Origin of the sequence: Catenuloplanes japonicus (genome assembly GCF_000717135.1) — a bacterium.
Lineage (GTDB): Bacteria > Actinomycetota > Actinomycetes > Mycobacteriales > Micromonosporaceae > Catenuloplanes > Catenuloplanes japonicus.
In genome coordinates this window covers 1-24,120 of the sequence record NZ_JNXY01000055.1, presented here as the reverse complement: position 1 = coordinate 24,120, position 24,120 = coordinate 1, and the positions used below count along the sequence as shown (strand labels likewise).

Below are 24,120 nucleotides of genomic sequence, written 5' to 3'. Positions count from 1 at the left end.
TGCACGTTCAGCTGCTCGGCCAACCGGCGAATCGTCGGCTTCGGCTCCGACTCGCGATACAGACGCACGGCACGTGCCCTGAGTTCGTCGGGGTACTTCCAACGTCACGAAGTTAGGGCGTTGAATCGCCTGTCAATTCGGCGGTGGCGGTTGCTATGGGCTGGTCGGGATGGGTCCATTCGTGGGTGAGGGCGTAGGTGCCGGGAGCTGTTCGCGAGAGCATGTTTTCCTTGACCCATCGGCTGAGCTCGGCGGTCAGGCCTCGGTGGTGGGTAAGGCCGAGGCCGGCGGCGATTTCGCGTGCGGTCCATGGTCGGTGGGGGTCCGTGCGCATGAGTTGCAGGGTCCGATCACGTCGCCCGTCGGGTTGAAGTGTCGAGGCGGGCAGCACGGTGATCGTGATGTTGGTGATGGTTGCCGCTCCGTCGATGAGGCGCTGTGCTGGTGGCGCCGCATATCGGGAGATGGGGCACTTCACCCGGCGTGGGGAGATTCGTGGGCGCCGTGGAGGCAGCAGATTGGTGAGGACGGCGTGCGCGATCCGGCCCGGCGCTGACTCGTGCGTGGTGGGGAGTATTCCGTCAGCGGCGACGACTTGATCGCGGGCGGTCTCGAGCGCGACGGTGAACGCGGCGCGGTCGGGATCGGTGCCGGGGACGGACTCGACGGCTTCTGCCATGGCGCGGCGTAGGACTTGGTAAAGGGTGAGTTGGGCCCAGATTTCCTGTTCGATGCCGTAGGCGTCCTGCGAGCGCAGGACGAGCCCTTGCAGCAGGGTATGGCGTAGCGAGTAGAACGCCGACTCAATTTCCCATCGCTCATGGTAGAGCGCGATGAGTTCGCGCGCGGGATACCGCCGATGGTCGGTCAGGGTGGTGGCCAGCCGGTAGTCACCGCCTAGTTTGAGTCCTTTGGCGGTGGTCACGCTGATGTGAGCGTCGATGATGCGAAGAGCCACCCCGTTGATCCGGGTGAGGTAGGTGCCGTCGGGAAGGCATGTCTGTCTGGCCGGGGTCCGTCGGCCTTTGAGGCGAACGAGCAGCTGGGCGCCGGTGGCGGCCGCTTTGGCGAGGAAGTCGTCGGCGTCGAAGCCCCGGTCGTTGAGCAGCAGCATGCCGTCATCGAGTAGCGGGAGTAGTTGCTCGGCATATGCGTTCTCGCTGACGTCAACGGGCCCGAAAACCGCTCCCAGCAACGATCGGGTGCCCGTTTCGCACAAGGCCACGATCCGCAGCATCGGGTATCCGTCCTGGCCGAAGCGGTGCTTGATCTTTCCCAGCCAGGCGACTGCTCGGGGTCTGTCGGGTGCCTTGGTAGAGCTGCATCCATCGAACGCCACGGTCCGCCACCGCCGGTAGCGCACCCCCGGAACGGTCGGCCGGGCGACTGGCCCGGCAAGGGTGTCGAACAGCAGCTTGATCGGGGCAGGACCCAGCCTGCGGCGGACATCGCGCAGTGCCTTCTCCGACGGCCGGCGTAGGGACAACCCATCGAGGCCTGCGACCAGCTTGTCCCATACCCGGGCATGGCCCAGCGTCGGGAACAACGCCAGAGCCAGGGTGAAGTACACCCCCACCCGGGAGGGCAGCAGCCGTAACCGGCTCTGCGTCGTGCGGGTGCGCTGCAGTACGTCGTCCACCAACTCGAACGGGATTTGCCTGGTCAACTCCCCAAGATGACCAGGGGCGAAGACACCCTCGGCCACTGTGACGGCGCGAGAAAGCACGACAGTACGGCTTCGGTGGGACAACGGGCTCCTCAAGACGATCATGCTGAACGCCTTGTCCTATCAGGAGCAACACCGCCGCGATCCTCGGGATCCCGACCACCTTGACACGTCACCCAGCTGCCTTAACTTCGTGACGTTGGGGTACTTCTTCGGTGCGGCCACGGATACTTCCTCCCCATGATCAGTCGATCATGCTTGAGAAGCTCCGCCAAACCGGGGGGAACTCAGGACGGAAGCCCGTTGAACGTGTGGAGGCAGGAGCAGATCGGGTCCGCGCGGAAACACCGGCAGCGGGCGCCGCTGCCGGCGGGCACGAGGTTCGTGTTCTACGTGCGGTTGTCGACCAAGGAACACCAGGAGCGCGACACCTCACGCGACTGGCGGCTCGAATGCGCGCGACCTCATTACCGGCACCGGCACCGTCGTGGCCGAGTACCTCGACATCGGCTGCTGCCGGCGGCGAGCACGGCCGCGCAGGCCGCAAGCCGCCGCCCTGCTCGCCGCGCTCGCCGACGGCAGCTGTGGGTGCGATGCAATCGTGGTGGGCGAGTACGAGCGGGCGATCTCTACCGGGTGAACGGGCCCACGGCGCCCTGACCGAACAGCGGCGACCGGACCATCGTGAGAAGCCCTACGATGGTCCGGTTCTCGGCTGACGGGAGAGGCTACCGGCCGCAACCGCGTGACGGGCGCGAGTTCGGTGGTCATCCGGAGTTGAGCCAACAGTGCTTCCGCGCCCGCCCGATGCCGAGAATCCTGGGCTACGCGGCCGAGGGTTCTGTCACTCGGTTCACCCACTGACGGCGCTCGTCCACCACGAGGGGTCGCCCCTCGATGGCACGGTCGAGCATGTGCGTGTCGACGTACTGGCTGACGTTGGTCAGCCGGCCGTCGTGCACCCGGCTGACGTGTGCGAAGGGTGCGGCGAACTCGATGCCGCTGGTGCGCGTCGTACCGACATAGCGCCCCAGAGAGACCACGGTGTCGCCGGACTCGACGAATTCGTCCACCTCGACCGCGATGTGGGCCCAGGCTTCGAAGGACGCGGGGTAGAAGCCGTCGAAGAGGTCATGGTGCCCGTGATAGCGACCGCCGGCCGGGAAACCGTAGGCGATGTTGAAATCGATGCCGGGGTCGGTGAGAGCCCGTGCGGTATCGAAGTCCCCGGCCGCGATGGCGGCGTAGTACCCACGTACAACGTCGATGTTGGACATTATGGTCTCCTCGGCGGTCTGACTGCGTTCATCGGCATGGTTTGACAAGAGCCCCGTGCCAGCGGGCGCCTCGCGATCGCGTCTGGTCTCCGCCCCGGGGACGATCCCATTGCTCCATCACAGACGACCACGGCGGACACGGTCCAACACCTTTCGGCTACCGTCCGACAGTCTTTGGTTGTCACTTCTCGTCCCACCGGCTGGGATTACCCGGCGTCGCTCGTCCGGAGCGGCGACATCGGACTCCAGTGGGCGCCGTCAGGCAGAGCGGTCCAGCCGAGTGTCCGGGACATCTCCTGGACGAGTCGCAATATCTGGCGCACCTGCGGTGTCTCGTTACGTGCCCGCCAGATCATGGACCACTCGTAGAACGGCACCGGGTCGACCAGGGGGCGGATCACCAGGCCCTGCGGCACCCCGGCCGTGAGCGGCCCGATGGCGGGATGACCGTAGGTGAGTACCGCGGCGTTGGCGCTCGAGCGCCCGTGACCGTGCAGCCGCTTGGCCACCGACAGGCCGAAGTCGGTGTTGAGCCGCTCGTTCCACCGGCGCCATTCGATCGCTTCCTTCGCCGTGTGCAACAGGACGGGATACCGGGACAGGTCGGCGAGAGTCACGTCGGCCGACGCGGCCAGCGGATGGTCCCGAGGCAGGATGACGCCGACCGGGTCATGCATCACGACCACACTTCGCAGCGACTTCGGGATGGCCTCGTCGAGGCCGGCCGGCCAGCCGAACGCGATGTCGAGATCCGAGTCCAGCAGCGGGGGCAATGCGGCGGCGAGCCCGTGAAGCTGGGTGAACTCGAGGCCGACAGCAGGCAACCGCGCCCGCAGGCTTTCGGCGATCCGCGCCGGCCACAAACCCTCGCCGATGGTGTCCAGGCGGACCACCGGCATCGACGATTGAACCGCGCCGAGCAGATCCGCGGCGTCGGCCAGCAGTCGCTGTCCACCGTGCAGGAAGGACAGACCGGCCGGTGTGAGACGCACCTGCCGGTGGTCACGACTGAACAGCGTCACCCCCAACTGCGACTCGAGCCTGCCGATCTGAGCCGACAGCGTCTGCTGAGAAAGGTGCAGCCGAGCCGCCGCACGACCGAAGTGCAGCTCCTCGGCAACCGCGACCACGTACCGCACCAGACGAAGATCGAGATCCACCACAACACCGAATCACAGGACCTCGCGCAGGGCCATCGCACCCCGCGTGACGTGTACGGAACGGAGCCCCGCCCCCGCCGCGGTCCGGCCGGTAGCCACGGCGGGGCGGGACCGTCAGTGCCCGGCCAGCCGCAGGTCGGCCACTCTTGTCGCGAGCATCTGCACTGGCAGGTTGGTGTTCGCCCGCGGGATTGTCGGCATGATCGATGCGTCCACCACGCTGAGCCCGTCTACGCCGTGTACGTCCCCGCGGTGGTCTACGACGGCGTCTTGGTCGTCGGCCGGTCCCATGGTGCAGGTTCCGACGACGTGGTAGGTGCCGAATGTCGCGGCCAGCATGGCCTGCGACTTCCATTGCGGATCGGCGAGCCGGGCCTCGCGCAGGCTTCCGGTACGCATCCCGAGCCTGAGCGCCGTTCGCCGGCCGATCGCGGGCCCGTTGAGAACGCCGGCGATCACCCTGGTCAGCACCGCGTTGCGAAGGCCCGGGGTGTTGAGCGCCCGCACGACCCGGGTGTAGCCGGCGGTGAAGAATTCATGGCGGTGCGGCCGGACCGAGGGGTGCGAGAGCAGCTCGGCCGCCAGGTCGAAGCCGAACCGCATCCGCTCCCGGTCGACCTGGTCGCGGAGGAAGTTGAACGTGATGGCGGGCAGCCCCGCGGCGTCCGGTCCGAGGCGTACCCGGCCCCGGGACAGCGGCGCGGTCAGGCTGACCGCGATGCCGCCGATCGCCTCTCCGAGGCCGTTCCAGGACGACTTGTTCATCGCCGCGAGCGTCACGTCGGCCGTTCCGCTGCTGATCCCTGAGCTCACCCGCAGGTTGCTGATGAAGCCTTGGCGGACGTTCGCGGGTTGCCGGTCCGCGACCGGGATGTGAGTGGCCAGGTAGGCCACCGGGTGGTTCTGCAGGTTGCGTCCGACCCCGGGGCGTTCCAGGACCGGCTGGATGCCGTGCTCCCGCAGTTCGTCGGGTGCTCCGATGCCGGATCGTAGGAGCAGGGCCGGGGAGAAGATCGCGCCGGCGCAGACGAAGACCTGGTCCGCCTCGTACGCCACGAGGTCGCCGCCCTCCCGGGCGAGCACACCGTGACAGCGCCGACCGTCGAGGAGCAGCCGGTCGACCTCGACGCCACAACGGATCTCCAGGGTGCCGCCGCGTCGTACCTCGGCTGGGAGGAAGGCCGAGGCCGACGACACGCGGCTGGTGGCCGTCCGGGACAGCGGCACTGAACCGAACCCGTCGGCGTTCGTGGCGTTGAGGTTGTCGATGAACCTGAAGCCGGTCTGTTCTGAGGCTTCGCCGACGGCGGCCACGAACGGCGGCCACGACTCGCGCGAGAGGCGCCGGAGCTCAATCGGGCCGTTTCGTGTGGTGTGCGGGAAGTCGCGGTCGTTCTCGATCCGCGCGAAGGTGTCCATCACGTCCCGCGATGACCAATGGGGGACCCGGGTGGACCAGTCGTCGTAGTCGTCGGTCAGGCCACGCAGGGCCACCATTCCCATCAGGATGGAGCCGCCACCAAGGACTCGGGCCTGGGTGAACGGGGTCGCCGGATGGGTGTCACCGGTCTGCTGCCGCGCTGTCAGCCCTGGCCAGGAGTAGGCCGGGTTGTAGTAGGACCGTGGGTAGAGATCGCTGACGTCGTCGGGTACGTGATCGGCCGGGATGTCTGCGCCCGCCTCGAGCAGCAGTACCCTGGCTCCGGCGTCGGCGTAACGCGCGGCGATGATGCACCCTGCCGTTCCCGCACCGACGACGATCACGTCATGGCCGCCTGGGGATGTCATTTCCCGGCCTCCTTGGTCTCGTGCGGTGCGCCGTGGAGCCGGGTCACCAGGTCGTAGCCGGCTCGGATTGATCCGGACGTGCGGGTGGCCTGCGCCCATAGGTGTTCGCGCCGCTCGATCGCCGCGGCTCGGTCGATGACCTCGTCGGCGAGGTCGGCGGGCACGGCTACGACACCGTCGCCGTCGGCGACGATCACGTCGCCGGCGGCGACCAGGACCGGGCCGAAGCGCAGAGTGCCACCACAGCCGGCGATCCGGCTGCGTCCGCGCATGGCCCGTGGATCGACGGAGCCGTACCGGATCGGCAGTCCGAACTCGAGGATCTCGTCGATGTCGCGGAGACCGCCGTCGGTCACCAGGCCGGCCAGTCCGCGGGCCAGCGCGGCGGCGACGGTGGCACCGCCCGCCACCGGCACCTGGCGCCCGCCGGTGGCGAACACCAGGATTCCGCCGCGGGGCGCGCGGTCGAGGTAGTCCCACAGGTCGATGGGCGGCTCGTGTTCCGGTGCCGGGGACTCGACGGCGACCTCGATGGTCAACGCCCGGCCGACGATGCGGCCGTGTCCGAGGGCGCCGGAGAGAAGTACACCGTCCACGCCGAGGCCTTCCATCGCATCGACGACGGAGGCGGTGCCGACGACCGGCCAGGGGCCATGCCCGTCAGGTGTTGGGGCGCGATCAGACATCGCTGCCCGCGCTCAGATCGAGCGTCATTCTCGCTCCTCCTCGTCGTGGATTGAAAAAGTGACTTGGTCACCTAGTGAAGCGAGTCGTGCGGATGCTGTCAAGTAACGGGGTAGGATTCAGCAGGTCACCAGATGAGTGGCCTGGACGAGGGGAGTTTTCGTGACAGCCGCAGGTGGACGAGCCACCGCGAGCCCGACCGCGGCCCTCAGCCGGCCGTCCGGACACCGGAGGGTCACGGCGTCCCAGGGCATCCTGCGGGCGCTCCGGGCTGACATCGCGACCGGCCGCCTGACCCCCGGATCCCGGCTGCCCACCGAGCGGGACCTCGCCGCGTTCTACGCCGTGAGCCAACCGACCGTGCGTGAAGCGGTCCGAGGTCTGGAAGCCCTCGGCCTGGTCGAGAGCCGCCACGGCAGCGGTGTGTACGTCCGTGAGAACCGTCAGGACTTCGTGTCGACCAGCGTCGAGGTGCTCCTGCAAATGCAGCAGGCCAAGATGACCGAGGTGTTTCACGTGCGGCGGGCGCTCGGCCGATACTCGGCCGAACTGGCCTGCGCGAACGCCCCCGACTCGCTGGTCGACGCGATGGCCGGCGCGCTGGAACGGATTCAGGCCGCCGAGGATGTCGAAGCGGCGAGCGAGGCGGCGGCCGACTTCCAGATCGCCTTCTCCCGCTGCGGCGGCAACGCGCTGCTGACCGCGCTGGAAACCGTGCTGATCCGCATCCTGCTACGTATCCAGCTGATGGCCTACGGCGACCGCGAGGCCGCCTGGCGGCGCGAATACGTCACCGAGCATCACGACCACCGCCTGCGTGTGGTGCGGGCGCTTCGGGCCGGCGACCCGGCCGCCGCCCTGGTCGCCTGGAACGACTACTTGACCGCCCAGTACACGCGCTTCACCGAGGATCCGGCGCTGGCCGATATCACGCTGAATGACCAGGCCGCGCTGGACGCGCTGCACGACCTCGTCGTCAGCGTTCCGCTGCGCTCGGACTGACCGAACCGGCGGCTCGATCCGGCAGGGTGGGGTACCACTCCTCGACCAGGTCCAGGAACGCCCGGGTGGCCGCGCTGGGGCGGCGGGTAGCGGCGGTGGCGATGGCGAGCTGCCAGCGGAGATCGTGGTCGGTGACGTGGACCGCGGCCAGCCCGTCGAGGTCGCGGACGAGGAACGGGACCAGGAAGGCGACACCCAGCCCGGCCCGGACGAAGTCGCCGATGGTGCCCACATTGGCGACCTCGACGGTCACCTCCCGTTCCCGGCCGGCCGCGGCGAACGCATGGTCGGCCATCGCGCGGTTGGTGAAGCCGGCCGGGGAGTCGATGAACGGAAAATCGGCCAGCTCGGCCAAGGTCGCCCGGCCCTTCCGGGCAAGCGGGTGGGCGGCCGGCACGTACAGAACCGCGGGCTCGGCGGCCAGCAGGCGAGTGGACAGGCCGGCCCGGGGTGGGCCGGGGAGCCCGAGGAAGGCGACATCGAGCAGGCCCTCGCGCAGCTGGCCGGCCAGGCCGGCCGAGCCGGTCATCGAGGCGCGCAGCCGGACGGTGACACCAGGGTGCCGATCACGCAGCGCGGCCATCAGTCCGGGCAGGTCGACGAGGTCGATCGAAGTCAATGTGCCCACCGTGACCGTCCCGTGCAAGGCGCCCTGGGTCCGGTGGACGGCGTCCCGGGCAGCGCGGACCGCGTCGAGTGCCGCCCGCGCCCGAGGCAGCAGGGCCTCCCCGGCCGGGGTGAGGCTGACCTGTTGCCGGCTGCGGATCAGCAGCGCGGATCCCAGCTCGTGTTCCAGCGCCTTGACCGTGGCCGACACTCCGGACTGCACGAGGTGCAGACGCCTCGCCGCCCGCGTGAAACTGCCGGTTTCGGCGACGGCCAGGAAAAATTCGAGGTGACGAAGTTCCACGCCTTCAATTATCACTGATACTGCTGGCATCCATCAGAAAGCATCGTTTGAAGTGATCCACGGGCCCGTGTTTTATGGGGCAGGTGAGCGACCGGAACTCTGTCTACGAACACACCGAACTACCGTCGCGGGCGCGTACGGCGATCGCCAGTTACGCCCCGCCCGAGAAACTCCTGGCCGAGCAGCTCAAACGCTACGCCGACGTGCAGCCACGACCTGCGGACCAGGAGGGCGACATCGAGGAACTCGACGGCGTCGTCTTCACCCATCACTTCGCCGACGCCCCCGGCGATCAGGAAACCGTGCGGTGGCACTACGTGGAAGCGGGCACCGGTGAGCCGGTGGTGTTCCTGCACGGCATGCCCGACTCCTGGTTCATGTGGCATCACCAGATGGCTGCGCTGGCCGATTCGTACCGCTGCATCGCCGTTGACCTCAAGGGCTACGGCCAGTCGGAAAAGGGACGCGGCGACTACCGGCACGCCGGCGTGGCGGAGCAGCTCGTCGCCCTGCTGGACGAGCTCGGGATCGGTCGATTCACCCTGGTCGCGCACGATCGGGGGGCGGTGCAGGGCGATCACATAGCCGCGGCCCACCCGTGGCGCGTCGCCCACTACGTACGCACCGAGCAGCACCTCCACCACTTCCACCCGGCCCTCAGCCCGCACGACGAGCTCATCGCCGAGGCACCGTGGAGCGGCCTGATGGCCGACACGGCCCGGTTCGTGGTCTGGGCGTACGGCATGGCCGGCGCCCGGCCGGTGGCCGAGCCGGACCTGCGCCGGATCATCCAGGAGTTCTCCTACCCCGGGATCACCCACGCGGTCCCGCGATACAGCATGAACTCCACCTTCCATCAGGAGTGGATCGAGCGACGCCGAGACCTGATCCCTCGCTGGCGCTGCCCGATCACCCTGATCCAAGGGCACGACTCGCGCACCCAGCCCCGGGAGTTCTTCACCGACGCCGACCAGTACATCCCCAACGCCGCCGGCGTCGAAGTCCGGTACGTCACCGCCGGGCACTTCTGGCCGATGGAGAACCCCGAGGAAGGCAACCAGGTGCTGCGCGACGCCCTGGACGCGCGCCCCTCGGCGTGACCTGTTCCCACGCTTCACCCACTTAGGAGAAGGAACAATGACGACGCAACAGCCGGTCGGGATCCCCGCGCAACTGCGGATCACGCATCGGGACCATGTCGCACGTCGCGCCGAATCCGAGGAGACTCTCGCCAGCCTGCGCCCCGACGTCCGAACAGCACTTCAGCAGTTCTCCCTCGAACGCATCATGGGCTACGGCGTCGACCACGCCGACGCGACCGAGCTGCGCGCCCGTGTCCTCGGCGGACAGAGCTGGGCGGACGCCGCAACGACGCTCGCCGAGCAGTGCATGGGGAGAGTCGCCGACGACACCACGCCACTGTCGGCAACCGGCTTCCTGCGCCGCTCATCGGCGCTGCTGAGGATGAGCCAGATTCTGCTCACCGAGGACACCGAGGATCGGCGGGTCCAGTTCGCAGAGGCCGCGAAGCGCTATGCGACGGCCGCCACGCTGGCCGGGGACCGCAAGCCAGTGCTGATCGAATCGGACGGCGGCCCCGTCGCCGGCTGGCTGATCGAAGCGGCCGGGACCGCGTCGGCGTCGGCCATCGTCGTCGGTGGTCTCGAAGCCTGGGCGATGGACTTCGACGGGCTGGGCGACGCCATCGCCGCACGCGGGATCGACGTACTCCTGCTTGACTGGCCCGGACAGGGCGAGACCCGGCTCAGCCACCACCACTACCTCACGCCCGGGTGGCGCGGCGCCTTCACCCGTGCGATCGACTTCCTCGACTCCCGGGCACCGGGCCGTCCGATCGGCATCGTCGGCAACAGCATGGGCGGCAGCGTCTCCATGGCGGTCGCCAACGGTGACACCCGCATCAAAGCCTGTGTCGAGAACTGCGGCGTACCCATGCCATGGGCGTTGCCCAGCTCCGGCGTCCTCCTTGAGAAGATGCTCGCCATCTGCGGGACGGATGACATCGAGCGGGCCCGCCAGGTGTGGCGCACCGTCACGCCGCTCACGGCTGGCGTGAACAACGCATATCCGCTCCTGGTCGTCCATGGCGGTAAAGATCCTTTGGTGCCTGACGAGTGGGCGCGCCAGATGGCCCAGGACGCACCGGCCGGGCAACGGGAGATGGTCGTCTTCTCCGATGGTGACCACTGTGTGTACAACCACCTGAGCGACCGTGACGCACTGATCGCTGACTGGACCCGCCTGCAACTGGCACCTACCTGAGGATCAAGCCCGAAACAGTAGACGACCCATGACCGCGCAGCGGGCGTGGGCCCAGCGCCATGCAGACGGGTCGGTCATCGTCTCCAGCGCGGCAAGCGTCGCCGGAGCCGCCACGGCCGCCAGCTCGCCGCCCGGGTGTTGCCGTCAGCGACGGCAACATGCCTGCGGCGGACGACGGACAGATCATCGCCGCCGGTCGTTCGGCCGGCTCGCCTTCGGCGACGTGTCCCGGGAAGCCGCCGCACGCCTGGTGCCGTGGACGGCCACGGCGTTCAGGCCGCGGACAATCTGGTTGTGCTGTTCAGGGAGGTTGGTCGAGGTGATGTGACCGCACGATCTGACGATCAACGTCTGATGTCGTGAACGAGTGAAGGCCTCCCGCTGTGGAGTGGACTGCTCTAGGAACCATTTCCGCACGCAGGAGGCCTCCACGTCCCACGCTGACGCCGCGTTGACTCCACGCGCCCGATCGCGGCTGGCGCGTCGGGTCGTGGATCAAGGCTGGTCACGTGCACGAGCAGCCGAACGCTATGACGTGTCCTGGCGGCGTTGGTTCGGCATCGCGGCCCATCTCTCATCGCCGAGGCTGGCACCTGCCCTCTCACGCTGATGTGAGACAGGGAGGGGGCACATGCACTCTTGTGATCAACGCGGGTGCGAGCGGGCTCACCTCTTCGTCGCCCAGCATGCCGAGATGGCGTCCACCTTCTCGCACACCATACCAGTCCGGGCACCGACGCCACCTACATCGACACCACGCTCGCCGAGCTCGCCGTCGCGCGCGCTGGCGCTGGAGCAAAGCTGTCCGGACAGTTGTCCGGTGACCGTGGCTTACCGCTCTCGCGCACAGCGAGACCACGAGCACGGTTTGTGTTCACGAAGGGCACTGCTGGTAGTCTATGACTTTGGTGGGAATGACTATGCGGCGGGTCGACGACCCCGGCGCCGTGTTGTCGATGTGCTCGCACACCAGTTCTGCGGCCACTCTGCCCAGTTCACGGGCGTCATATGACACGACGATGAGCGGAAGGTCGAGCAGATCTGCGACGTCGAGGTCGTCGAAGCCGGCGAGCGCGACCGTTTCCGCCCGAGATCTGATGGCTCGGTAGGCGCCGAGGGTGTTGCGGTTGTTCGCGGCGAACAGCGCTGTCGGGGGATCGGGCTGGTCCAGGATCGCGGTCGCTGAGGCGACCGCGGCGGCGACGTCCGGCTGGTTCCGGCGCACATAACGGTCCTCCACGCGCAGCCCGGCGGCTTCCAGCGCCGCCGCGTACCCGCGGTAGCGCTCTGATCCGGTCCAGGTGGCGGCGGGCAGGCCGAGAAATCCGATTCTGTGGTGGCCACGCGCGATCAGCATGCTCGTTGCCTCGTAGGTGCCGCCGAAGTCGTCGAGCAGGACGGCGTCCACATTGATCCGGTGCGGCGGGCTCGCCGCGAGCACGACCGGGGTGCCGGACAGGGCGGCCGGGTCGAGGTGGTCGTGCTGATTGGCGGTCGGCACGGCGATGATCCCGTCGAGCCGGCGAGCGGCGAAGTCGCTGACCAGTTGCCGTTCCCGCTCGGGGTTCTCGCCGGAGTTGGCGAACACGACGCGCATGCCTCGCTTGTCGGCATGCGCCTCGATCCCGAGAGCGAGCTGGGCGTAGAACGGGTTGGCGATGTTGGCGATGATGACGCCCAGGAGCCCGGTGGAGCTTCCGAGCCGCAGATTCCGGGCCATCTCGTTGCGCCGGTAGCCCAGTGCGGCCACCGCGTCGAGGACCCGCCGGCGTTTCTCTGGCGTGACGCTGGGGTCGTCGCGAAGCGTCCGTGACACGGTCATGGGGCTGACGTGCGCATGATCGGCGACGTCACGCATGGTGGGGCTACCGGAGGGTTCTGCGGCGGTCATCGCTGCGATGGTAACGCGATCACGAGACGGCTCGCTGGGACGTCAGCCAGGCCGCGCCGATGTGCGTGGCGGTGTGCGGGTTCGCCGCTGCCAGCAGGTTCACGGTCGATCCGCCGTCGTGGAGACCGGCGGTCAGCAGCGGCCCGATCACATTCCAGGACTGGGCTACCGCGCCGCCGACCACGACGGCCTGCGCGGCGAAGCTGTTCACCCAGGGGGCCAGTGCGGCTCCCAGCCGACGGTAGGCGTCGAGCGCTTCGAGGTTCCCGGCCCGGATGACGTCGATGACGCCGGTGGCGGGCCGGCCGTGTGCGCGCAGTATCCCCCGGGTGCTGACCGTCTCCTCCAGCGGCCGGCCGTCGATGTCGAGCAGATCGGCCCGGCCCTGTGGTGGTACCGACGGGCCGTCCTGGACGACGTGGCCGCGGTCGATGAAGGCGGATCCGACGCCGGTGCCGAGGGTGATGGCGGCGATGCGGTTCAGCCCTCGGGCGGCGCCGGCGACCCATTCACCGATGCCGAATGCCACGGCGTCGTTGACGAAGCTGATCTCGGCCGGTCGTGGCCCGAGAGCGGTGTACAGGGCGGAGCGGAGGTCGACGCCGTTGATGGCGTCGAACTTGCCGACCCCGGTGTAGCGGCCGATGCCCTCGGCGTAGTCGAAGGGGCCGGGCACGGCCAGGCACAACGGCAGGTCGGCCAGGGGACCGGCCGACAGCGCCGCGTTCGTGATGGCGGTGATCAGCTCCTGCGCCGTCGCGTGCGGACTCACCCGCCGGGCCGGCGGGCGCGGGTCGCGCGCGGTCCAGGTGACCGGGCTGACCCGGGTGGCGCTGACGTGGCTGCCGCCCAGTTCGACCGCCGGGATCATCGGACGAAGGCCTTGACCACGCGTGCCGGCTGCGAGCCGAGCGCGGTGACGGTGTAGGGGCCGGCCGAGGCCGGGATCACCATCGTCTCGGCGTACGACAGCAGGTGTTCGTCGCGTTCGGTGCGGACGCGGACGGCCTGGCCGGCTACGACGTTGAGAACATGGAACCGGTCGGTGGTGTCCTGGTGCGCGGTGGCGCCGGCGGTCAGCTCGATGCGGTGTACCTGGAAGAACATCTCGGGCAGGGCGCCGATCAGATCCTCGTGCCAGCCGGCTCCGGTGGTCACGGTCCTCGGCTTCTGGATGAGCGCGTCGCGGAGCGGGCCGCCGGTGCGGCTGGTGTCCAGGTTGTCGAAGGCGTGCCCGACGTGTACGGGCCGCTGGTGGCCGTCGGCGTCGCGTCGTAGCCAGTCGTAGAAGCGCAGAGAGTACAGGTAGGGCGTGGCGCTGATCTCCAGCACCACGTTACCTTGACCGCTGCCGTGCGGTGTGCCGGCGGGAACCAGGAACAGCTGATGCGGCTCGGCGGGGTGTTGTTGCACGAACCGGCCGATGTCGAACGGCTCGCCGTGATCGTGGGCGGCGTGCGCCTGTCGCTCGAACGTGGGTATGTCGGCGTCTTCCCGGAGCCCGAGATGGATGATGTTGCCCGGTGCGGCGACCATGACGTAGTAGGTCTCGTGCTGCGGGTAGCTCCAGCCGAAGACCTCCCACATGGTGTCGGCTCGGGGGTGTACGTGCACCGACAGGCTGCCGCCGCCGTACGTGTCGAGGTAGTCGAACCGGATCGGGAACGAGGAGCCGAACCGGCGCTGGACGGCCGGCCCGAGGACGGCCTGCGGGTGTGCCGCCACCAGCAGCTGGAACGGGATCTCGACGCAGCCGGTGGCACGGGTGCCGATGAGGATGCCACTCTCCGGTGCGATGAGCTCGTATCCGAGCGCGGTGTTACGTGCCTGCGGGTTCATGCCGAGCTGTTCCTGCCCCCAGTGCCCGCCCCAGGAGGTGGTGTTGAACGTCGGCCGGGTCCGCAGCGGGCTTTGCGACAGCCAGGCCAGCGTGGCCCGCAGGCCGGCGCCGGTGAGCAGCCGTGGTTCGGCGGGGTCTTGCAGGTCGAGCCACTGTCCGATCCCCGGCGCGATGGCGTCTCGGTGGCGGTCCAGCAGGGCCCAGTCGATGTAGAACAGTCGTTGCATGGTGCCCGGCTCACCTGAGGGCTGGCCGATGTTGCGGCCCGCGCCGTCGGCGGTGGCGTGCTCGGCGTATCGCTTCGGCAGGTCGGCGTACCAGAGCTGGTCGTGTCCGGTCAGTGCGGCGCCCGGGCCGTACACGACGGTCAGCCGGTCGGGATCGCGCGGCGTGGGCGGGAGCTCGTCGATGAGGTCGACCAGGTCTCCCGCGGCGAGCGTGGCGAAGTCGGGGTCGCCGGCGAGTCGCTCGGCCGAGGCCGTGCGTTTGCGGACCTGGTCCCAGCTGACCGTCGCCGTGCGCATGTCGATGGTGAGCGTTCCAGGCGGCAGCGCGGACATGAGAGCCGCCCAGTCCAGGATCATCGGTCCGTCGATCGCCAGGACGGTGCCGGGAAGGGGAAGGGCTTCGCGTACCGCTTCCCAGCCGCGTCGTACCGAACCGGAGGCCGGCGGGTAGGACGGTTCCGGCTCGTAACTCATCTGTTCGACCACGGACTGATGGTATCGATACCACGACCGCGTTGCGCAAGAGCCGAAGCCCGAAATGAGCTTTGCCTGGAAAAACGGACCATAGGTTTCCGCAGTATTGCGTGGCATCTATGGTAGCGATACCGTCCCAACGATAGTGAACCTTGGAGGTGGCATCGTGCAGATCACCAGACTCCACCGGACGGCAGGGTTGCTCCTCGCGACGTTGCTCGCGGGCGTGGCGGCTGCCTGTGGCGACAGCGGGTCGAGCGGCACAGAGACCGGCCCCTTGTCCCTATATTCCGACAATCCGACCTGGGAGAAGGGTTTCACCGACGCGGGAACCGCCCTCCAGAAGATCACCGGGCGCGGCATCAAGCCCGTCAGCGTCCCGTCGACATCAGACTACGAACAGGTCGTGCGGACCTCGATCACCACCAGGAAGACCAACGACCTGGTCAAGTGGTGGAGTGGCTACAAGCTCCAGGACCTCGCGTCCACCGGGCTGCTGAGCGACCTCACCGACGTGTGGAACGCCGCGGAGCAGAAGGGATGGCTCGACCCCGCGCTCAAACCGAACTACACCTTCAACGACAGGGTGTACGGCCTGCCGATGTACCAGTCGTACTGGGTGGTGTTCTACAGCAAGCCGTTGTTCGCGAAGTACGACATCGAGCCGCCGACGACCTTCGCCGACTTCGAGAGGACCGCCGCCACCCTCAAGCAGAACGATGTGACGCCGCTGTGGACCGGCCAGTCCGACACGTGGACCTCGTTCATTCCGTACCAGGCTCTGGTCGCCGCACAGTCACCGGACTACTACACGAAGCTGACGCAGAACCAGGCGGCCTGGACCGACCCGGTCTCGCAGAACGCGCTGAACACCTGGAAGGACTGGATCGACAAGGGCTGGACCACCCCGGCCGACTCCAGGCTCGCGGACGCCCCAGCCATGATGAAGTCCGGCAAGGTGGCGATGCTGCCGATCGGCACCTGGCAGAACAGCAATCTCAAGCTGGCCGGGCTGACACCCGGCGAGGACTACGGGGCCTTCTTCATGCCGACCTCGGTGGCGGGGGCTCCCAAATCGACGTTCGTCGAGGGCGGCGCGTGGACCGTGCCGACGAACGCGCCGAACCGTGACGACGCTGTCAAGGCGCTGGGCAGCTGGCTCGACCCGTCGGTGCAGTCGGTGTGGTCGGACTTCATGGCCGACAGCTCAGCCAATCCGACGGTCCCGTCCACCGACCCGCTGATCAAGCAGATCCAGGCGAAGGTCGCTCAGGACAAGCCCGTGCTGCTCAACCGGTTCTACGAGGCCTTCCCGTCCAAGCTGGTACTGGCGGCCACGACCGAACTGTCCGGTTTCATGGTCCACCAGGACACCGGGCCGAAGGTGCTCGACTCGATCCAGAAGACCTCGGAGACCGAGTGGGCCGACTGGAAGAAGCAGACCGGATGACGCTCTCGGCGCGCACGCCGCGAGCGACGCGGGATCCCCGGCCGGAAGCACGCAGCCGCCCGGCCGGGGAGCGCCCCTCCACGGTCACGCTCCCCGATCGGCTCAGCGGCGCGGCCTTCCTCTTCCTCGGCGTCGGCCTGGTGGCGATCGTCCTGCTCGTGCCGTTCGCCATCACGGTCTACCGCGGCTTCTTCGGCGACGGCGTCGACTCGGAGTTCGCCGGGCTGGACAACTACGTCGAGATGTTCCGCGATCCGATCCTGGTCCGGTCCCTGATCAACACGCTCATCTGGGTGGTCGGGTCGCTGGTCCTGCCGGTCGGGCTGGGCCTGGCCATCGCGGTGATGACCAGCGCCACCCGGTGGGGTCGCTGGGCGCGGCTCGCCGTCGTCCTGCCGTATGCGATCTCGGGGTCCGCCGTGGCCGTGGTCGGCGCGTTCATGCTCCAGACCGACGGCGCCGTCAACCAGTTGCTCCACGCGCTCGGCCTCGACGCGCTGACCACCCAATGGCTGCTGAACTGGCCCCAGAACACCATCAGCGCCATCCTGCTGAGCACCTGGCAGGGTACCGGCGTCGCGGTCGTGCTGTTCCTGGTCGGCTTGCAGACCGTGCCGCCGGAGACCATCGAGGCCGCCGCGCTGGACGGCGCGGACGGCTGGAAGAGGTTCCGGTACATCACCCTTCCTCAGCTGCGCGCCGTCACGGTCGTGGTCGTCGGCATCACGCTCGCCAACGCGCTGCGGGCCTTCGACCTGATCTGGGTGCTGACACAAGGTGGCCCGGCGCGCAGTTCCGAGACGCTGGCCCTGTCGATGTACCGCGAGACGTTCCTGTTGCAGGACGCCGGCCAGGGCTCCGCGATCGCGGTGGTGCTGACGATCGTCGTGGTCGGCTCGTCCTGGACCTACCTGCGCTCCAACCTCAGGGGTACCCGATGAGGAACTTGTCCGCCGGCCGGATGGTGCGCAACGTCGTCGTCGTGGTGCTCGCGCTGATCTGGCTGCTGCCCACCTATCTGCTGATCGCCAATGCCTCGGTCTCCAACGACACCTACTCGGGAACCGCGAAATGGTTCCCGGACAGCTTCGGCCTGTGGGACAACATCACGGCCGGCTGGCGGGCCGCCGACTTCACCGATGCGGCCCGCAACAGTCTGCTGTACGCCGTGGGCTGCGCCGCCGTGGCCGTGCTGATCGCCACGCTGGCCGCCTTCGCCCTGGTCGTGATGCCGATACGGCACAAGACCCTATGGTTCTGGCTGATCTACTGCGGCACACTGCTGCCCCTGCAGGTGTTCGCCCGCCCGTTGTTCCTCGCGGCGTCGACGACCAACCTGTACGACACCCGGCTCGGACTCTCCATCGTCTACGTCGCCATCTGCATCCCGTTCGCGATGTTCGTGGTCCGCAACTTCCTGACCACCCTGCCGCCGGAGATCACCGAATCCGCCCGCATCGACGGCGCCGGCTGGTTCCGGCTGTTCTGGTCCATCCACGTCCCGCTGGCCTGCCCCGCGATGGCCGCCGCATTCGTGTTCCAGTTCGTCTACGTCTGGAACGAACTCTTCTTCGGCATCACCCTGACGCTCAGCCCCGAAGTACAGCCGGTGATGGCCGCACTCGCGTCCCTGCAAGGCAACTTCAGCGCCGTGGGCCAACCGGCGGTACTCGCGGCCGCCCTCGTCGTGTCACTGCCGACCGTCGTGCTGTTCTTCGGCTTCCAGCGGTTCTTCGTGACGAGTCTCAAGTCCAACATCTGACCTACGAAGGAGCAGGCTCAGTGACTGCCAAGACGTTGACCGCGAGGTCCAGCTGGGACTGGGACACGGCCCGCGACAACCTCAAGGACCGAGCCACCACCGCGTTCGCCGGGCCGATCCGGTTGCAGGCCGAACCCCTGCTACGCAGGTCCGCGATGGGCCAGAGGCAGCAATCGGTACGGGTCCGCGCCGGCCGGCCCCTGACCCGGGCGACCGCGCGGACGGCGTCGGGCGCCGAGCTCCTGGCCGACGTCCTGCCGGCCCCGGACGGACTGCGGCTGCTCCTGCCCGAAGTGACCAGCCCGCAGACGATCACCGTCGAACTGCCCGAGGCGGCTCCCGGCCGGCCCATCGAGCTGGTCGTCGAACCGGTCCGGCAGTGGGAGATCCACCTCGTACACCACTCCCACCTCGACATCGGCTACACCGATCCGCAGGGCCGCGTCCTCGCCGAACACCTGTCATACCTCGACTCGACGCTCGACCTGCTCCGCGAGACCGACGGCTGGCCGGACGACTCCAGATTCCGCTGGTCGGTGGAGTCGCTGCTGTCCTTCGAGCAGTGGTGCGCCAACCGGCCCGCCGCCGCGGTCCGCGACATGATCGACAGGGTCCGCGAGGGCCGGATCGAACTCACCGCCCTGCCGTTCAACCTGCACACCGAGACCTGCTCCACCGACGAACTGCACGAACTCCTGCGCACCGCGAAAGACCTGCGCGACCGGCACGGCCTCGACATCCCGGTGGCCATGCAGACCGACGTGCCCGGCGCGGTCGGCGGGCTGGTGGATGTCCTGGCCCAGAACCGGGTGCGTTACCTCTCGGTCGCCCACAACTGGGCCGGCCGGTCGGTGCCCCACCTCACCGGAGGACAGGACGTACCACGGCTGTTCTGGTGGCACGCGCCCAGCGGCGAACGGGTGCTCGTCTGGTCCACCGACACCCCGCACGGCCTCGCCTACATGGAGGGCTCGGTGCTGGGCTTCGACGTCTCGTACGACATGGTCGACGACCTGCTCCCCGCCTATCTGACCGCCCTGAGCACCCGGCCCTACCCGTACGACGGCAGCGCCTTCGGATTCCCCGTCCCGGACGCGCCCCTGCACCGCCCGCCGTATCCGTGGGACATCCTGCATCTGCGCGTCCAGGGGCGCTTCGGCGACAACGCGCCACCGAGGCGGATCATGGCCGAGACCGTACGGCGGTGGAACGACCAGTGGGTCTACCCCCGCCTGCGGCTGTCACGCAACGAAGACTTCTTCACCGAGGCCGAGCGCCGGTACGGCGACCGCGTGCCGGCATTCACCGGCAGCTGGAACGACTGGTGGGCCGACGGTATCGGTTCGGGCGCCAGGCCGCTGCAACTGGTCCGGCGCGCCCAGGTGGCGGTGGCCGACGCCCAGACGGTCAGCGCGCTCGCCGGACTGCACGGCGCCGACGGCGCGGCCACGGACACCGCCGACGCCCGCGACGTCTACCGCAACGCGTCGATCTTCGACGAGCACACCTGGGGCGCGGCGGACCCCTGGACGCACGGCGACGACCACACACACTCGGGGGAGGAGCAGTGGCACTGGAAATACCACACGGCGCTGGCCGCGCGCGATGACGCCGAACGGCTCCTGACCCGTGCCGCGAACCGGCTGGCCGGCACCCTGGACGGCGGCGCCGCGGTGTACGCGGTCAACACCGCCGCGTACCCGCGGGCCGGCGTCGTGACCGCGTTCCTGCCGGAGAGCCGCGTGCCGATCGAGACACCGCTGGCCGTGGTGGACCGGCGCACCGGCAAGGTCCTGCCGAGCGAGGAGACGCCACAGGTCAACCCGACGCACCGGCAGGCCGGGCGGTTCCTGCACATCGCGGTCGACGAGGTGCCGGCACTCGGCGTCGTCCGGCTCGACCTGCGCGAGCCCGTCGAGGCGGCGCCGCTCATCCCGGCAACGGCCGCGACCGTGCTGGAGAACGACGAGCTGCGCGTCGAGGTCGATCTCGCGACCAGCGGCATCTGCTCGATCCTCGACAAGAGGACCGGAACCGAACTCGTCAACGCCCGCGCCACCTTCAGCTTCAACGCCTACGTCTACGACCACTACGCGTCCGCGGGTGGGATCAACCATCAGTCCTCGAAGACCGAGGCGTCGGCGAACCTGGCACTGCTCGGATCCCGGAGGACGGCCCGGCCCGCGGCCCTGGTCGATGCGGGCCGGACCGCGGTGCGGCAATGGCTGACCTATGAGGCCGTGGCGCCGGGCGCCGACTGGATCCGCACCACCCTGACCCTGCGCCCCGGCACCGGCGCGCTGGAGATCGAGAACCGGGTGTCCAAGCGAGCCACGATGACCAAGGAGAGCGGATTCTTCGCCTTCCCGTTCGCCCTCGACCAGCCGGTACTGCGGATCGACACCACCGCCACCGTCAACGGCACCGACCTGCCGCACGTGCCCGGCGGAGCGGCACACATGCAGGCCATACGGCACTGGATCGGTCTGCACGCCGGAGACGTCGGCGCGGCCTGGGTGACCGTCGACGCGCCGCTGGTCCAACTCGGCGCGATCGTCGTACCGTACGCGCCGTTCCCGGTCTCGACGCCGTCGCACGAGCCCGGCACGGTCTATTCCTGGGTGCACAACAACCTCTGGGACACCAATTTCCCCAGCCGGCAGGCGTTCGAGATGACGTTCCGCTACCGCGTGGCGGCACGCGAGTCGACCAGCCCGGACGCGACCTCCGCGTTCGCCACCCGGATCGCGGCGGACGCGATCAACCCGCTGATCGCGGTCGTCGCCGCGGATTCCGCGAGGGAGCAGCCGCCGGCGGCGACCTCCGCTCTGCGGCTGTCGGACGAGCGTGTGCGGCTGGTCGGGCTCACCACTCCCGAACCCGGATATCTGCTGGCCCGGCTTCAGTCCGTCGCCGGCACGCCGGTCGACTGCACGCTCTCGCTGGGCTTCCCCGCCGACGCTGCCTGGTCGGCGACATACCTGGGCGAGAAGCGCTCCACCCTCGCACTTCACGACGCGAACGTCACCGTCACCGTGCCGGCGTTGGGCACCACCGCGGTGTTGCTGCACACCCCCACCAAGGAGGAGTAAACATGCTCCACTCCACCCGTCTGGCCGCTACCGCCGGATTCGTCGCGTTACTGGTCGGCTCGGCATCGGCCGTGCCCGCCCAGGCCGCGACGAACTGGACCAGCCGCGCCACCTCCGCCTACCAGGCGCTGCAACAGCACCTGTACGCCGACCCGCTGTACCGGGAGAACCATCCGCAGCAGCCCACCGACAATCCGTACTCGTACCTGTGGCCCTACCGGGAGGCGATCACCGCAGCCCTGTCCCTGCACGACGCCCCCGGTAGCGAAGCCGTGAGCCGCCGCGACCTGGCCACCCGGTTCGACAACGTCAACGCGTACTGGACGGGCACGCCCGGCCGGGCCGGCTACCAGTCCTACGTCACACCGCCGCTGGGCGCCGGCGGCGACCTCTTCTACGACGACAACGCCATCGTCGGGCTCGAATTCGTCCGCGGCTTCCACGCCACCGGCGACGCCCGGTTCATTCCACACGCCGTCAACGCGCTGAAGGCCGTCGAGCGCGGCTGGGACACCGACACGACCCGGCCCTGCCCCGGCGGCCAGAAGTGGGTGGAGTCCGACACCAACACGTTCCGGGCCGCCAACGTCACCGGGCTCGGCGCCCAGCTCGCCGCCCACCTCTACCTCATCCGCCACCAACGCGCCGACCTCGAGTTCGCGCGCAAGCTCTTCGACTGGAACCAGCGGTGCCTGCAACAGAGCCCGGGCCTGTACTGGAACGACATCAGCTACACCGGAACCATCAACACGACGCTGTGGACCTACAACTCCGGGTCCATGATCGCCGCAGCGACGTTGCTGTACCGGGCGACCCACAACCTGGCCTACCTGCGGGACGCCGTATCGGAGGCCGAGGGCGCCCTCGACTACTGGACCACCGGCGACCGGCTCTACCAGCAGCCCGCCATCTTCAACGCCTACCTGCTCAACGACCTGCTCCTGCTGCACTCTGAGGCGCCGAACCCGCGGTACCGCGCGGTCTTCGAGAAGTACGCAGCCCGCCTGTGGTCGGACAACCGTGACCCGGCCACCGGCCTGTTCTACTTCCAGACCAGCGGCGGCGGCGCCCCCGACCCGGCCAACGTGCCCGCGCAGACCCTGGAGCAGGCCGCAGCCGTGCAGATCTTCGCGGCGCTGGCCTGGCGGCCGAGTGACTACTGGCGCATCGCCTGATCCCGTGAGTCACTGACGGCGGGAGGCGTGTGCTGCCGTCACGAGAACCTGAACGGTGGTCCCCGCGCGGGTATGAGCCGGGGACCACCTCGAACTCTAGGCGCTCGTGATGTCCACCGTATCGACATAGCCGCGGAAGATTCCGGTCGACGCGGGCTGGTCGTAACCAAGGTGGATCTGATCGATGATGCCACCGGCGAGTGGGGCGAGTCGTATGGAAACGCGATTCCACTGGTTCAGAAACAGATGCCTACCTTGGCCTTGGTAAAGCGGATGCGCGCGAATCCCGTACTGATCGACCGCACCTGAGTCCCGCAGGCTGCGGCCGTCGGTGAGCAGTAGGTCGATCGCGGCGAAGGTGCCGTTGGCCTGCTGGGGATAGATCCAGTATGTGAGGACGGCGTCCGAGTCGATCGGCACGTGAACATCGAGCACCCGATTATACGAGTACGACTGGCTCGCACTGTTGTCGCTACCGGAATACATGAGTGCACGGGTGTCGCTCTGCGCGATCTCCTCGCGGATGCCGGACTCCATCATCGTCAGGCCGCAGCAGTACCCACCCACGTTGGCCGACCCCGCCACACCATTTGTCCAGGTAAGTTGTTGATCGTTGACGCCGAAATTGTCGCGGTAGGCCGGCCACGGCCGTCCCGCGCCCAGGACCGGTCGGAGCGCGGCATACCAGGCGTTTCCCATTTTCCGGTAGCCGGTGTCGGTCGGATGGACGGTGTCCGATCCGATGTCGGATTCAGCGAGATTGGCATACATGTCAACCAACCGCACTTTCCGGCCTGCCGCTGCTTCAGCCCGTGCGATTGCCGGGAGCGCGGCGTTGAAGTCGCGTACGCCCTGTCTGTGTGTGGGATCGCCGGCCGGTACCAGCGTGGAGACGACGATAGTGGCGCTCGGCAGAGCAGCCGCAATCTGTTCGATCAGCCTTTGGAGTCGGTTCGGCGCGTTCGGTAGGTCGTAGTTCTGCCAGACGTCATTGGTGCCCGCATTGAGGAGAACGATGTCCGGTCGCGCCGCGGCGAGCCAGCCGTCTGTTCCGGCCGCGACCTGGTCGATACGCCAGCCCGGGTGTCCCTCGTTGTCGTTGTCCGTCATGGTGCCGTCGCGCTTGGAGCCTACGTAGTCGATGTCGACGCCTGCGTAGTTTTCGAGTAGTTGACGCAGCCTCTCGCGGTAGCCGTTGCCATCGCTGGACGCGATGCCCTGCGTGATCGAGGCGCCGAGCGGCATGACACGCACGGATTCGGCTGCCTGAGCGGGCGCCGACAGCCCGCCCCATATCAAAGATAAGGTCATAGCGGCGGTCGGCCCGAGCATCACTTTTCTCATTGAGGTTGTCCGAGCAATGAGTTGACTACTGACGGTGCTACGTGGTGCGTCCGTGTTCGGTGTGCAGGATGACCAGTGCGGCGGCGACGATCTTC

The 24,120-nt window shown here is 68.4% G+C and carries 18 protein-coding genes; 8 read left to right on the top strand and 10 right to left on the bottom strand.

The features are described from left to right. Positions 1-112: 112 nt before the first annotated feature. The 5 genes from OP04_RS47130 to OP04_RS50970 form a co-directional block, all read right to left on the bottom strand. Positions 113-1,771: an IS4 family transposase gene (locus tag OP04_RS47130; protein ID WP_063746895.1), complete on the bottom strand. Its 1,659-nt coding sequence runs from the start codon at positions 1,769-1,771 to the stop codon at positions 113-115. Between the two features lie 719 nt (positions 1,772-2,490). Then, the gene (locus OP04_RS47125; RefSeq protein WP_033346607.1) at positions 2,491-2,943 is read right to left on the bottom strand and encodes a nuclear transport factor 2 family protein; all 453 of its coding nucleotides are present in this window, start codon (positions 2,941-2,943) and stop codon (positions 2,491-2,493) included. A gap of 206 nt (positions 2,944-3,149) precedes the next feature. After that, positions 3,150-4,103: a LysR family transcriptional regulator gene (locus OP04_RS47120; RefSeq protein WP_198154310.1), complete on the bottom strand. Its 954-nt coding sequence runs from the start codon at positions 4,101-4,103 to the stop codon at positions 3,150-3,152. 114 nt (positions 4,104-4,217) lie between these two features. Then, positions 4,218-5,891: a GMC family oxidoreductase gene (locus OP04_RS47115; RefSeq protein ID WP_198154309.1), complete on the bottom strand. Its 1,674-nt coding sequence runs from the start codon at positions 5,889-5,891 to the stop codon at positions 4,218-4,220. Further along, positions 5,888-6,577 carry an RraA family protein gene (locus tag OP04_RS50970; protein WP_085067353.1) on the bottom strand — a complete coding sequence of 230 codons (690 nt, stop codon included), beginning with the start codon at positions 6,575-6,577 and terminating at the stop codon, positions 5,888-5,890. Before OP04_RS50970 ends, OP04_RS47115 begins: the two co-directional genes overlap by 4 nt. A gap of 136 nt (positions 6,578-6,713) precedes the next feature. Here OP04_RS50970 and OP04_RS50965 point away from each other — a divergent pair, with 136 nt between their 5' ends. Then, positions 6,714-7,577 (top strand): FadR/GntR family transcriptional regulator, encoded by an 864-nt coding sequence (locus tag OP04_RS50965; protein WP_085067352.1) that lies wholly within the window; start codon positions 6,714-6,716, stop codon positions 7,575-7,577. Here the strand turns inward: OP04_RS50965 and OP04_RS47100 are convergent. Continuing rightward, the gene (locus OP04_RS47100; RefSeq protein WP_051800160.1) at positions 7,552-8,487 is read right to left on the bottom strand and encodes a LysR family transcriptional regulator; all 936 of its coding nucleotides are present in this window, start codon (positions 8,485-8,487) and stop codon (positions 7,552-7,554) included. The two genes, OP04_RS50965 and OP04_RS47100, sit on opposite strands and share 26 nt — an antisense overlap. A gap of 83 nt (positions 8,488-8,570) precedes the next feature. On the opposite strand from OP04_RS47100, the gene OP04_RS47095 reads away from it, so the two are divergent. Both OP04_RS47095 and OP04_RS47090 read left to right on the top strand, forming a co-directional pair. Next, positions 8,571-9,587, top strand: coding sequence for an alpha/beta fold hydrolase (locus tag OP04_RS47095; RefSeq protein WP_198154307.1), 1,017 nt, complete (start codon positions 8,571-8,573; stop codon positions 9,585-9,587). Between the two features lie 37 nt (positions 9,588-9,624). Continuing rightward, positions 9,625-10,770, top strand: a complete 1,146-nt coding sequence (locus OP04_RS47090; RefSeq protein ID WP_085067351.1) for an alpha/beta hydrolase family protein — start codon at positions 9,625-9,627, stop codon at positions 10,768-10,770. An 874-nt stretch (positions 10,771-11,644) separates the two neighbouring features. Here OP04_RS47090 and OP04_RS47085 read toward each other — a convergent pair. Genes OP04_RS47085 through OP04_RS47075 form a run of 3 tightly spaced genes read right to left on the bottom strand, consistent with a single transcriptional unit; the run spans position 11,645 to position 15,214 of the window. Then, positions 11,645-12,661, bottom strand: coding sequence for a LacI family DNA-binding transcriptional regulator (locus OP04_RS47085; RefSeq protein WP_033346604.1), 1,017 nt, complete (start codon positions 12,659-12,661; stop codon positions 11,645-11,647). 19 nt (positions 12,662-12,680) lie between these two features. After that, positions 12,681-13,532 (bottom strand): ROK family protein, encoded by an 852-nt coding sequence (locus OP04_RS47080; RefSeq protein ID WP_033346603.1) that lies wholly within the window; start codon positions 13,530-13,532, stop codon positions 12,681-12,683. After that, a complete protein-coding gene (locus OP04_RS47075; RefSeq protein ID WP_198154305.1) occupies positions 13,529-15,214 on the bottom strand; it encodes a class I mannose-6-phosphate isomerase in 1,686 nt (561 codons plus the stop codon). The genes OP04_RS47080 and OP04_RS47075 overlap by 4 nt, the downstream gene beginning before the upstream one ends. 265 nt (positions 15,215-15,479) lie before the next feature. Here OP04_RS47075 and OP04_RS47070 point away from each other — a divergent pair, with 265 nt between their 5' ends. Genes OP04_RS47070 through OP04_RS47050 form a run of 5 tightly spaced genes read left to right on the top strand, consistent with a single transcriptional unit; the run spans position 15,480 to position 22,681 of the window. After that, complete coding sequence (locus tag OP04_RS47070) at positions 15,480-16,652, top strand: ABC transporter substrate-binding protein (protein WP_051800159.1); 1,173 nt, start codon at positions 15,480-15,482, stop codon at positions 16,650-16,652. Next, positions 16,649-17,593, top strand: a complete 945-nt coding sequence (locus tag OP04_RS47065; RefSeq protein ID WP_085067349.1) for a carbohydrate ABC transporter permease — start codon at positions 16,649-16,651, stop codon at positions 17,591-17,593. Before OP04_RS47070 ends, OP04_RS47065 begins: the two co-directional genes overlap by 4 nt. 20 nt (positions 17,594-17,613) lie before the next feature. Beyond that, positions 17,614-18,414 carry a carbohydrate ABC transporter permease gene (locus OP04_RS47060; protein ID WP_198154303.1) on the top strand — a complete coding sequence of 267 codons (801 nt, stop codon included), beginning with the start codon at positions 17,614-17,616 and terminating at the stop codon, positions 18,412-18,414. A 20-nt stretch (positions 18,415-18,434) separates the two neighbouring features. Then, positions 18,435-21,506, top strand: coding sequence for a glycoside hydrolase family 38 N-terminal domain-containing protein (locus OP04_RS47055; RefSeq protein WP_033346601.1), 3,072 nt, complete (start codon positions 18,435-18,437; stop codon positions 21,504-21,506). A gap of 2 nt (positions 21,507-21,508) precedes the next feature. Further along, positions 21,509-22,681, top strand: coding sequence for a glycoside hydrolase family 76 protein (locus tag OP04_RS47050; RefSeq protein ID WP_033346600.1), 1,173 nt, complete (start codon positions 21,509-21,511; stop codon positions 22,679-22,681). A gap of 96 nt (positions 22,682-22,777) precedes the next feature. On the opposite strand, the gene OP04_RS50960 is transcribed toward OP04_RS47050, so the two are convergent. Continuing rightward, positions 22,778-24,025: an SGNH/GDSL hydrolase family protein gene (locus OP04_RS50960; RefSeq protein WP_085067348.1), complete on the bottom strand. Its 1,248-nt coding sequence runs from the start codon at positions 24,023-24,025 to the stop codon at positions 22,778-22,780. Between the last annotated feature and the right edge of the window lie 95 nt (positions 24,026-24,120).